8 protein-coding genes are annotated in these 11,651 nt (G+C 62.3%); all 8 read right to left on the bottom strand.

From position 1 onward, the window contains the following. Nucleotides 1–49: 49 nt before the first annotated feature. The 8 genes from moaA to J3P79_RS11715 all read right to left on the bottom strand — a co-directional run bounded on the left by moaA (nt 50) and on the right by J3P79_RS11715 (nt 11,516). Nucleotides 50–1,042 (bottom strand): GTP 3',8-cyclase MoaA, encoded by a 993-nt coding sequence (moaA, locus tag J3P79_RS11750; protein ID WP_434610671.1) that lies wholly within the window; start codon nt 1,040–1,042, stop codon nt 50–52. Between the two features lie 25 nt (nt 1,043–1,067). Next, nucleotides 1,068–2,021, bottom strand: coding sequence for a peptidylprolyl isomerase (locus J3P79_RS11745; RefSeq protein ID WP_434610668.1), 954 nt, complete (start codon nt 2,019–2,021; stop codon nt 1,068–1,070). Nucleotides 2,022–2,031: 10 nt separating this feature from the next. Next, a complete protein-coding gene (narI, locus tag J3P79_RS11740) occupies nt 2,032–2,712 on the bottom strand; it encodes a respiratory nitrate reductase subunit gamma (RefSeq protein WP_434610666.1) in 681 nt (226 codons plus the stop codon). Beyond that, complete coding sequence (narJ, locus tag J3P79_RS11735; RefSeq protein WP_434610662.1) at nt 2,705–3,460, bottom strand: nitrate reductase molybdenum cofactor assembly chaperone; 756 nt, start codon at nt 3,458–3,460, stop codon at nt 2,705–2,707. Before narJ ends, narI begins: the two co-directional genes overlap by 8 nt. A 2-nt stretch (nt 3,461–3,462) precedes the next feature. Further along, nucleotides 3,463–5,001 (bottom strand): nitrate reductase subunit beta, encoded by a 1,539-nt coding sequence (narH, locus tag J3P79_RS11730; protein WP_249874854.1) that lies wholly within the window; start codon nt 4,999–5,001, stop codon nt 3,463–3,465. 1 nt (nt 5,002) lies between these two features. Continuing rightward, on the bottom strand, nt 5,003–8,776 hold the full coding sequence (locus tag J3P79_RS11725; protein ID WP_434610660.1) for a nitrate reductase subunit alpha: 3,774 nt from the start codon (nt 8,774–8,776) through the stop codon (nt 5,003–5,005). Between the two features lie 63 nt (nt 8,777–8,839). Next, the gene (locus tag J3P79_RS11720; RefSeq protein WP_434610658.1) at nt 8,840–10,237 is read right to left on the bottom strand and encodes a NarK family nitrate/nitrite MFS transporter; all 1,398 of its coding nucleotides are present in this window, start codon (nt 10,235–10,237) and stop codon (nt 8,840–8,842) included. Continuing rightward, entirely contained in the window at nt 10,215–11,516 is a 1,302-nt protein-coding gene (locus J3P79_RS11715) for an MFS transporter (protein ID WP_434611438.1), read from the bottom strand. Before J3P79_RS11715 ends, J3P79_RS11720 begins: the two co-directional genes overlap by 23 nt. Nucleotides 11,517–11,651: the final 135 nt, after the last annotated feature.

Genomic DNA, 11,651 nt, shown 5'->3' with positions numbered 1-11,651 from the left:
GCCGAGCGGGAGCAAGCTCCCTCGCCACAAGAGCCGGAGTGCAGCGTATCTAACCGCCGCTCATGTTCATGAACCGCACGATCTGCACCTCCCCGCCAGGGCTGAAGTCATGCTGCAAAGGTTTGCCTTTCAATGCCCGTTTGATCGACTGAATGATCGGCTGATCATCCAGCGGATAACGCCGCAGCAAACCCCGAAGGTCGAGAGAATCCTCCTGCCCCAGGCACAACAACAAGCGCCCTTCAACCGTCATGCGCACACGGTTGCAACTGGCGCAGAAGTTGTGGGTATTGGGCGAGATGAAACCGATCCGAGTATCGGGGTGACGTTCCAACCGCAAATAGCGCGCCGGTCCGCCGCTGCTCTCGGCGCTGTCGAGCAAACGATGATGACGGGCAATTTCGGCCCGAACTTCATCACTGGAACAGAACGACTCACCCCGGGAGCGCCCTACCTCACCCAAGGGCATTTCCTCGATGAAGCTGATGTCGATGCGCTGGTCGATGGCGTATTGCACCAGCGCCGGGACTTCATCGAAGTTGCGCCCCTTCATCACCACGCAGTTGAGTTTGATCCGCTCGAATCCCGCGCCGGTTGCCGCCTCGATACCGGCCAGCACCCGATCCAGATCGCCGTTGCGGGTGATGGCCCGGAAGCGCTCGCCGTCGAGGCTGTCGAGGCTGATGTTCATGCGTTTGACGCCGGCATCCACCAGCGGTCGGGCCAAGCGGCCCAGCTGCGAACCGTTGCTGGTCATTACCAGCTCCCGCAGGCCGGGCAATGCGGCGATGTCGCGACAGAGCCCGACGATACCCGGACGGATCAGCGGCTCGCCACCGGTGAGGCGAATCTTCTTCACCCCAAGGCCGACGAACAACCGCGCCAGGCGCTGCAACTCCTCCAGGGTCAACACTTGCTGGCGCGGCAGGAAGGTCATGTTCTTCGCCATGCAATACACACAGCGAAAATCACAACGATCGGTCACCGACATCCGCAAATAATCGATCTGGCGCCCAAACCCATCCTGCAGCGCAGCGTTCATGAAGATCTCCCGATTGAGCCGGTGCTCACTGCACCAGCGGCGAGTCGGCGCCCTGGAGATGAATGCCGCGAATATCCGCCGCACCGATCAGGGTTTGCAGGTACTGCACCAGCGCCTTTTGCCACACGCCCTGCTGCAACTGGGTACGAATCGCTGTCGCCACCGCCTCGTACGGCAACGGCTGACCATCGATGCGCTGGTCGATGCTGATCACGTGCCAGCCATAACGGCTTTCCAACGGCTTGCTCGCCAGGCCCGCCGGCAACGTGAACAACTGGCGCTCCAGCTCCGGCACGGTCTGGCCCTTGCTGATCTGCCCTAGCGAGCCGCCCTGTTCCTTGGACGGACATGCCGAATACTTCAGCGCCAGTTCGGCGAAACTGCCCGGAAACTGGTCCAGCCGTTCCAGCAACAGCTCGGCCTGGACATGAGCAGAACTGCGGGCCTCGGCATCGTCCGGGGCGCATTCGAGCAGGATGTGCCGCACCGCCAGCAACGGCGCGCTGTGAAAGCGCCCGCGGTTACTTTCGTAGTAACGCAGGCAGGTCGCCTCGTCGCACTGCGGCACCTGGACTTCGCGCTCCAACAACAGCCGCGTCGCCGCTTCCTCTTCGTTTTCACCGGCACCGACCTGCAACGCCAGGCCCAGCTCGGCGATGCGTTGCTGGAGCGACTCACGAATCACCAAGGCCCGTGCCGCCTGGTAAACCGCCTCCTCACGGCTCTCGGCCGGGTGATATTGCAGCTCTTGGGCCATCGCCTGCGGGGTGATCGACACCCCGTTGACGCTGATGATCGGCCATTCCTGCTCGCTGCTGGCGATCAACTGCGTCGCTTCATCCGCCACTGCCTGCTCGGCCTGGGCCGGCTCGAACGCCACCGCCCCCACCGGTTCGATATCGACTATTGGCGCGGTTTTAGCCGAGGAGCCACAACCGCCGCCACCACTACCGCCACCGCATCCGCATCCACTCGCCATGATCTTCTCCTCAGAACTTCTGCCGAACGATTTGATAACGACGCCCCAGGTACCAGACCGGCGCACTGATGATGTGGACCAGGCGGGTGAACGGGAACAGTACGAACAGGGTCAGGCCGAGCAATACATGGAGCTTGTAGACCAGGCCCACCGGGGCCATGGCCGTGGCGGCCTCAACTGGCTTGAGCAGCACGGTGTTTTGTGCCCAGTCAGCCAACATCACCATCACCGAACCGTCCATGTGCGCGGTGGATGCGACGATGGTCATCAGGCCGAGCACCAACTGCACCAGCAACACCACCAGCACCAGGATGTCCGAGGTGTTGGAGGTGGCGCGAACCCGTGGATCGGTCAGCCGGCGGTTGAGCAACATCAGCAAGCCGATCAGCCCAAGCACGCCGAAGAAGCCTCCGGAAACCATCGCCAGCAACTGCTTGTTCTCGGTGCTCAGGAAGTGGTGGTAAACCGCCGAAGGCGTCAGCAGCCCGACAAAGTGCCCGGCCAGCACGAACAGCACACCGATGTGAAACAGGTTGCTGGCCACGCGCATGCCGCGCTTGTTGAGCATCTGGCTCGAACCGGCCTTCCAGGTGTACTGGGCCAGATCGAACCGCGCCCAGCTGCCGATCAGGCAGATCGCCAGGGCGACATAGGGGTAGACCCCGAACAACAACAGATCCCATTTAGACATTGCCCACCTCCCCGGCGGGCGCTGCGGCCCGGCCTTCATGCTGAAAATCCACCCAGTGCAGCGGCACCGCACTTTCTTCCCGGGCGCGGCCCGGCGCACTCGGCATCGAGCTGCAACGGTCCTGCTGCTCAGCCTTCATGAAATCCACCGCCTCTTCCTCCCAGACCTTGTCCAGGGCTTCGAGGGAGTCATCCCGATGCTCGGCCTTCACTTGTTCGAGCATCTCGGCCACCGCCGCCTGGGGTTCGGCCCCGGCGATTTGCAACAAGGCCCGGAAGCAACTGGCGTAGGCGCTTTCACGCTCCTCCAGGCGTGCCGCGAGCAAGGCCAGCAGGTGCGCCACATCCGCCAGGCCCTCGCGGGCCTCGAGGTCTTCGCGGGTGGACAGGAATTCCAGGTACAGCGGGATGTAGTCAGGCAGTTCCTTGACGCCGATGGCGAACCCGGCTTCTTCGTACTGGGCCATCATGTCGACCATGGCCTGGCCCCGGTCGCGGGACTCGCCATGGACGTGTTCGAACAGCAGCAGCGACAGTGAACGACCGCGGCCGAACAACGCACCGTAGTGCTCCTGGCCGTCCATCAGGTCTCGGTCGCAGATCAGTTCCAGCAACTCGAACAACCCGGCACGCTGGGCGGGACTGATTTCCCGCGCCTGCACGATCGCCTGCTCCAACTCGTCGCGACCAGCCACCAGGTTTTCGGTCGGGTAGTCCAGCAGCAACGAAATCACCTTGAGAATGCGCATGCTCATTCCTCCCACAACTGCACGGTCTTGATCACGTCACGGCGGTTGGCTTTCTTGCCGCCGAACATGTTGGTGTCGGAGCTGCCGCTGCAACCGCTGCCGAAGCTGAAACCACAACCGGAGCGCTCGGCGAACGCATCGCTCATGGCGTCTTCACGGTGGGCGCTTGGCACCACGAAACGGTCTTCGTAGTTGGCGATGGCCAGGTAGCGGTACATTTCTTCCACCTGGTTCACGCTCAAGCCGACATCGGCGAGCACTTGCAAGTCCTGCACGCCATCCACCTGTTCCGAACGCTTGTAGGCACGCATCGCCAACAGACGCTTGAGGGCATGCTTGACCGGTTTCTCATCGCCGGCAGTGAGCATGTTCGCCAGGTAACGCAGCGGGATGCGCAGGCTGTCGACGTCCGGGATCACGCCGTTCATGCCCACCGTGCCGGCGGCGGCAGCGTTCTGGATCGGCGACAGTGGCGGCACGTACCAGACCATCGGCAAGGTGCGGTATTCCGGGTGCAGCGGCAGTGCGAGTTTCCAGTCCACGGCCATTTTGTAGACCGGCGAACGTTGGGCCGAATCGATCACCGACTGCGGCACGCCATCGGCCAGGGCCTGGCGAATCACTGCCGGATCGTTGGGGTCGAGGAAGATTTCCAGTTGCTTCTCGTACAGGTCCTGCTCGTTGGCGGTGCTCGCCACTTCGCTGATGCGGTCGGCGTCATACAGCAGCACGCCGAGGTAGCGGATGCGGCCAACGCAGGTTTCGGCGCAAACGGTCGGCATCCCGGCTTCGATGCGCGGGTAGCAGAAGATGCATTTTTCCGACTTGCCGCTCTTCCAGTTGAAGTAGATCTTCTTGTACGGGCAACCGCTGATGCACATGCGCCAGCCGCGGCACTTCTCCTGGTCGATCAGGACGATGCCGTCCTCCTCGCGCTTGTAGATCGCCCCGCTCGGGCACGACGCCGCACACGCCGGGTTCAGGCAGTGCTCGCACAGGCGCGGCAGGTACATCATGAAAGTGTTTTCGTACTCGCCGTAGATGTCCGCCTGGATCTTGTCGAAGTTCTTGTCCTTGCGCCGCTTGGCGAATTCAGTACCGAGGATTTCCTCCCAGTTCGGGCCCCACTCGATCTTCTCCATACGCTTGCCCGACACCACCGAACGCGGACGCGCGGTGGGCTGGTGCTCGCCCAGCGGTGCGGTGTGCAGGTGCTGGTAGTCGAAGTCGAACGGTTCGTAGTAGTCGTCCAGGCTCGGCAGGTCCGGGTTGGCGAAGATGTTCGCCAGTACGCGGAATTTCCCGCCGATGCGCGGGTTGATCGAGCCATCGGCGTTGCGGACCCAGCCGCCCTTCCACTTGTCCTGGTTTTCCCACTCCTTGGGATAGCCGATGCCCGGCTTGGATTCGACGTTGTTGAACCATGCGTATTCCATGCCTTCGCGGCTGGTCCAGACGTTCTTGCAGGTGATCGAGCAGGTGTGGCAGCCGATGCATTTGTCCAGGTTCAGGACCATGCCGATTTGTGAGCGAATCTTCATCTCAGTTCTCCTCGATATCAGTCGGCAGTGGACGCGGCAAATCATCGCCACTGGAACCGTCGAGCCAATCGACCTTGACCATCTTGCGCACCACGACGAATTCGTCGCGGTTGCAACCGACCGTGCCGTAATAGTTGAAGCCGTAGGCCTGTTGGGCGTAGCCGCCGATCATGTGGGTGGGCTTGAGCACCACGCGGGTCACCGAGTTGTGGTGGCCGCCGCGGGTCTTGGTGGTTTCCGAGCCCGGCACGTTCACGATCCGTTCCTGGGCGTGGTACATCATCACCATGCCTTCCTTGACCCGCTGGCTGACCACCGCACGGGCGGTCAGCGCGCCGTTGGCGTTGAAGCACTCGATCCAGTCGTTGTCCTCGATCCCGGCGCGCTTGGCGTCGATTTCCGAGAGCCAGACAATCGGTCCGCCACGGCTCAAGGTGAGCATCAGCAAGTTGTCGCTGTAGGTGCTGTGGATCCCCCACTTCTGGTGCGGGGTGATCCAGTTCAGGACGATCTCGGTCTCGCCATTGCTGCGCTTGCCCTTCACGCCCTCGATAGTGCGGGTGTTGACCGGTGGCCGATAACTCATCAGTTGCTCGCCGAACGCCTGCATCCACGGGTGATCCTGGTAGAACTGCTGGCGACCGGTGATGGTGCGCCATGGGATCGACTCATGGACGTTGGTGTAGCCGGCGTTGTAGCTCACGTGATCGTCTTCCAGGCCGGACCAGGTCGGGCTGGAGATGATCTTGCGCGGCTGGGCCTGGATGTCGCGGAAGCGAATCGCTTCGTGCTCTTTCGACACGGCGAGGTGGCTGTGGTCGATGCCGGTGAATTCCGACAGCGCCGCCCAGGCCTTCACCGCGACATGGCCGTTGGTTTCCGGCGCGAGGGACAGGATCACTTCGGCGGCGTCGATGGCGCTGTCGATTTTTGGCCGGCCCTGGCTGATGCCCGCGTCGAGTTCCTTGTGGTTCAACTCACCGAGGAATTTCACTTCGGTGTCGGTGTTCCAGTTGATGCCCTTGCCGCCGTTGCCGAGTTTTTCCAGCATCGGGCCGAGGGAGGTGAACTGCTTGTAGATATTCGGGTAGTCACGCTCGACCACTTGCAGGTTCGGCGCGTTCTTGCCCGGTTGCGGCGCCACACCGGCGCTCTTCCAGTCGGTGCCGCCGAATGGCTGGGCCAGTTCGCCGACGCTGTCGTGCATCAACGGTACCGTGACCAGGTCTTTCTCCACGCCCAGGTGACCGACCGACATGGCCGAAAATGCCTTGGCGATGCCCTTGTAGATTTCCCAGTCCGAACGCGACTCCCACGCCGGGTCGATGGCCGCCGACAGCGGGTGGATGAACGGGTGCATGTCCGAGGTGTTCATGTCGTCTTTTTCGTACCAGGTCGCGGTCGGCAAGACGATGTCGGAATACACGCAGGTCGAAGACATGCGGAAGTCCAGGGTGGTGACCAGGTCGAGCTTGCCAATGGCGCCCTCGTCGACCCATTCGGCTTCGGTAGGCTTGCAGTCGCCGACCTGGCCGATGTCTTCGTTCATCACGCCGTTCTTGGTGCCGAGCAGGTACTTGAGCATGTACTCGTGGCCCTTGCCCGACGACCCGAGCAGGTTGGAACGCCAGATGAACATGTTGCGCGGGAAGTTGACCGGGCTGTCCGGCTGTTCGCAGGCAAAGCGCAGGGAACCGTCCTGCAGCGACTTGACCACGTAGTCCTTGGGCTCCATGCCCGCGGCGGCGGCATCGCGGCAGATGTGCAGCGGATTGGTGTTGAGCTGCGGCGCGCTGGGCAACCAACCGGCGCGTTCGGCGCGGATGTTGTAGTCCAGGGCGTGTTCGGGGAACTGCGACTTGTCGGCCAGGGGCGAGAGCACATCGTGCATGCTCATCTTCTCGTGGCGCCATTGCGAGCTGTGGCCGTAGAAGAAGCTGGTGCCGTTCATCTGCCGTGGTGGACGGTTCCAGTCCAGGCCGAAGGCCAGGGGCAGCCAGCCGCATTGCGGACGGAGTTTTTCCTGGCCGACGTAGTGAGCCCAGCCGCCGCCAGTCTGGCCGACACAACCGCAGAGCATGAGCATGTTGATCAGCCCGCGGTAGTTCATGTCCATGTGGTACCAGTGGTTCATCGCCGCACCGACGATGATCATCGAGCGTCCACGGGTCTTGTCGGCGTTGTCGGCGAACTCGCGGGCGATCTGGATCGCCTTCTCGCGGCTCACACCGGTGATCTGCTCCTGCCAGGCCGGGGTGCCGGGCACCGAGGCGTCGTCATAGTCCTTGGCGACGTTGGCGCCACCGAGGCCACGGTCGATCGCCAGGTTGGCCGCCGACAGGTCGAACACCGTGGCGACTTTCGCCACGCTGCCGTCGGCCAGCACCACGCTGTGCACCGGCACGCGACGGTATTGCACCGCATCACCGGCCACGTGCTGGAAGTACTCCTGGGACTCGCCGGCGAAATACGGGAACGCCACTTCGGCGACGTCGCCACCGATCAGGCTCAGCTTGAGGTCGATCTCCCGGCCTTCGCCACCTTCACGGGGCAGAATGTTCCACTTGCCCTTCTCACCCCAGCGATAGCCGATGGAGCCCTGAGGCGAAACCAGCTCGCCGTTGTCGTCCAGGGCGATGGTCTTCCATTCCGGGTTGTTGTCCTGGCCAAGGTTGTCGGTGAGGTCGCTGGCCCGCAGGAAACGGTCCGGCTGATAACCCGAACCCGGCGCCACGCCGAGCATTGGCTTGAGCATCACCAGCACCGGCAGGTCGGTGTAGCGCTTGGCATATTCGGTGAAATAGGCGCTCGGCTTGTCCAGGTGGAATTCTTTGAAGATCACATGGTTGAAGGCTTGGGCCAGCGCGGCGTCGGTGCCCTGCTTGGGGTTGAGCCACAGGTCGGTGAGCTTGGCGACTTCCGAATAGTCCGGGGTAATCGCCACGGTCTTGGTGCCCTTGTAGCGCACCTCGGTGAAGAAGTGCGCGTCGGGGGTACGGGTCTGCGGGACGTTGGAGCCCCAGGCAATGATGTAGTTGGAGTTGTACCAGTCGGCCGATTCCGGCACGTCGGTCTGCTCGCCCCAGACCATCGGCGAAGCTGGCGGCAAGTCGCAATACCAGTCGTAGAAGCTCAGGCACACGCCACCGATCAACGACAGGTAACGCGAGCCGGCCGCGTAGCTGACCATCGACATGGCCGGGATCGGCGAGAAGCCCACCACCCGGTCCGGGCCGTGTTCCTTGACGGTGTAGACGTTGGCCGCGGCGATGATCTCGTTGACTTCTTCCCAGTTGGAACGGATGAAGCCACCCATGCCGCGCTTGCTTTTATACGAGTCCGCCTTGGCCTTGTTCTCGACGATGCTCGCCCACGCCTCGACGGGCGGCAGGGTCTGCCGGGCTTCACGCCAGAGCTTAAGCAATGGCTTGCGGATCTTCGGGTACTTGAGCCGGTTGGCGCTATAGATGTACCAGCTGTAGCTGGCGCCACGCGGGCAGCCGCGTGGTTCGTGGTTGGGCAGATCGTTGCGGGTGCGCGGGTAGTCGGTCTGCTGGGTTTCCCAAGTGATCAGGCCGTTCTTGACGTAGATTTTCCACGAGCACGAACCGGTGCAGTTCACCCCGTGGGTGGACCGCACGATCTTGTCGTACTGCCAGCGCGAACGGTAGACGTTCTCCCAGTCGCGGGACTCCTTGCGGGTCTCGCCGTGGCCGTCTGAAAACTCGCCTTGCTTGCGGTTGAAGAACCGCAGTTGATCCAGTAAATGACTCACAGTGTCTTCCTCTCAGGCTTGCTCCGCGGGGTCTGCGCCCCGACCGCAATAGTTGAATTCGTCTTAGCAGGGAGTCGCCGCGCCTTTGCGGGCGTACCACCACCAGGTCACCACGATGCAGCTCAGGTAGAAGCCGACGAACATGTAGAAGGCCATCTCCGGGCCGCCGGTCAGGGCCATCGAAGTGCCGAAGGATTTGGGAATGAAGAAGGCTCCGAAGGCGCCCATGGCCGAGCTGAAACCCAGCACCGCAGCCGATTCCTTGCCGGCGTTCTTGAGCGCTTGCTCACGCACCTCGGGCTTTTTGCCGAGGGCGGCTTTCTCATGCAGGGTGCGGAAGATCACCGGGATCATGCGGAACGTCGAACCGTTGCCCACGCCGGTGGTGATGAACAGCAACATGAACATGCCGAGGAAGCCGTAGAAGCTGCCGCCCTCGCCGCCTTTTGGCAGAAAGTGCAGGACACCGAAGACCATCACGATCATCAACACGAAGTTCCACAGGGTCACTTTCGCGCCACCGAGCTTGTCCGCCAGCCAGCCGCCGAGCGGCCGTACCAGGGCGCCCACCAGCGGGCCGAGGAAGGCGAATTTCAACGCGATCACTTCAGGAAACGAGGTCTTGATCAGCAGCGGGAACGCGGCGGAGAAACCGATGAACGAACCGAAGGTCGCCAGGTACAACCAGCACATCAGCCAGTTGTGCTTGCGCTTGAAAATCACCGCCTGTTCGCTGAACGATGCCCGGGCGCTGGACAGGTCGTTCATGCCGAACCAGGCGATCACGGTCACGGCGAGAATGAACGGCACCCAGATGAAACCGGCGTTCTGCAACCACAGCGAGCTGCCGTCGGCCAACACCTGCGGCTGACCGCCCATGAAGCCGAAGACGCCGAAGGAAATCACGAGCGGCACGCAGAACTGCATCACCGACACGCCGAGGTTGCCCAACCCGGCGTTCAGACCCAGGGCAGTGCCCTGCTGGGATTTCGGGTAGAAGAAGCTGATGTTGGACATGCTCGAGGCGAAGTTGCCGCCGCCGAAACCGCAGAGCAATGCGATCAGCACGAACACGCTGTAGGGCGTGGACGAATCCTGCACGGCGAAGCCCATCCACAAGGCCGGTATCAGCAACGACGCCGTGCTCAACGCGGTCCAGCGACGGCCGCCGAAGATCGGCACCATGAACGAATAGAAGATGCGCAAGGTCGCGCCGGACAGCCCCGGCAGTGCCGCCAGCCAGAACAACTGGTCGGTGCTGAAGCTGAAGCCGATGGCGTTCAGGCGCACGATCACCGTGCTCCAGACCATCCACACGGCGAAGGCCAACAGCAGCGCCGGGATGGAAATCCACAAGTTGCGCCGGGCCGTCAGTTTGCCGCTACTGCCCCAAAAAGCAGGGTCTTCCGGGCGCCAGTCATGAATGACCGGGCCCTTTTCAGGCGTTTGCAGAACGGACATGTTCTTCTCCTTGGGCAATGCTGGAAAACGGGGATTGGCTGGCCGGCGGTTGTTTACCCAGCAGCGGGCGCTTGCGCACTTCGCTGAGGTACATCCAGATCAACGAGACCCAGACCACGCCGTACAGCAACATGAAGCAGGACGAGCGCACGCCGGTGAGGTCCACCAGGGCGCCAAACATGATCGGCAGCACGAAACCACCCAAGCCACCGGCCAGGCCGACGATGCCGGACACCGCGCCCATGTTTTGCGGGTAGTCGTTGGCGATGTACTTGAAGACCGAGGCCTTGCCGAACGCGAAGGCGATGCCCATCACGAACAGCAGCACGGTGAAGAGCGTGGCGTTGAGGCCGATGTGGAAATCGACGATGCCGTTGACGGTCTGCACTTGCAGTTGGGTTTGCGGGTAGGACAGCAGGAACAGGCAGATCCAGCTCACCCACAACACCCACCAAGTCACGCTCTGGGCGCCCCAGCGGTCCGACATCCAGCCGCCGACGGCCCGCAGCACGCCGCCCGGCAGCGAGAAGCACGCCGCCAGCAGCGCCGCGCTTTGCAGGCTGAAACCGTATTCCTGCACGTAGTACTTGGTCATCCACAAGGCCAGGGCTACGTAGCCGCCGAACACGATGGAGTAGTACTGGCAGTAGCGCCACACGGCGGGGTCTTTAAGCGACTTGAGTTGCTCACGCAGGGTGGCGCCGCCGGCACTGCGGTGTTCTTTTTTCTCGGCAGTGAGAAACCAGAACAGCAGCGCGGTGATGAACAGGATCGCGCTGAACACCTTCGGCACCAGATGCCAGGTGCCGAACGCGATCAGGGCTGGGGCGAGGAACTTGGTCACTGCCGCACCGGCGTTGCCGGCGCCAAACACACCCATGGCAAAACCCTGGTTGTGTTTGTCGAACCACTTGGCGACGTAGGCAATGCCCACCGAAAACGAGCCACCGGCCAGGCCGACGAACAGGCCCAGCACCAGGAACTGCCAATAAGCCGTGGCCAGGGTGATCAAATAGAGCGGCAACACGCAGGACAACATCAGCAGGAAGAACACGATCCGTCCGCCAAAGCGGTCGGTCAGAAGCCCCAGGGGCAAACGTACCAGAGAACCGGTGAGTACCGGCGTGGCGGCCAACAGGCCAAATTGGGTTTCATTGAGGGCCAGCAATTCCTTGATCGGAACGCCGAGCACGGCAAACATCATCCAGACCATGAAGCACACGGTGAAGGCCAAGGTACTCATCCCTAGTACCAGCCCTTGTTGCACTTGCGCTCGCATCACGCTGCACCCCAGTCAATTCGTTGAGCGCAGACTAGTGATGCCTACCCCGCGAAAACTTGACCTGGGTCAACGAGCGCCCAGGGGGCATTGGCCTATGCTTGGCCCGTCTACCTCCAAGGAGGTAGATCGAGA

The sequence above is a fragment of the Pseudomonas sp. R1-7 genome (genome assembly GCF_051132105.1).
GTDB lineage: Bacteria > Pseudomonadota > Gammaproteobacteria > Pseudomonadales > Pseudomonadaceae > Aquipseudomonas.
The sequence above is the reverse complement of the archived record's forward strand: the minus strand, read 5'-3'. Positions and strand labels throughout refer to the sequence as shown.

Excerpts from the sequence above, each read along its gene's own strand:
- moaA (WP_434610671.1), bottom strand. The coding sequence starts at position 1,042 with ATGAACGCTGCGCTGCAGGATGGGTTTGGGCGCCAGATCGATTATTTG.
- J3P79_RS11745 (WP_434610668.1), bottom strand. The coding sequence starts at position 2,021 with ATGGCGAGTGGATGCGGATGCGGTGGCGGTAGTGGTGGCGGCGGTTGT.
- narI (WP_434610666.1), bottom strand. The coding sequence starts at position 2,712 with ATGTCTAAATGGGATCTGTTGTTGTTCGGGGTCTACCCCTATGTCGCC.
- narJ (WP_434610662.1), bottom strand. The coding sequence starts at position 3,460 with ATGCGCATTCTCAAGGTGATTTCGTTGCTGCTGGACTACCCGACCGAA.
- narH (WP_249874854.1), bottom strand. The coding sequence starts at position 5,001 with ATGAAGATTCGCTCACAAATCGGCATGGTCCTGAACCTGGACAAATGC.
- J3P79_RS11720 (WP_434610658.1), bottom strand. The coding sequence starts at position 10,237 with ATGTCCGTTCTGCAAACGCCTGAAAAGGGCCCGGTCATTCATGACTGG.
- J3P79_RS11715 (WP_434611438.1), bottom strand. The coding sequence starts at position 11,516 with ATGCGAGCGCAAGTGCAACAAGGGCTGGTACTAGGGATGAGTACCTTG.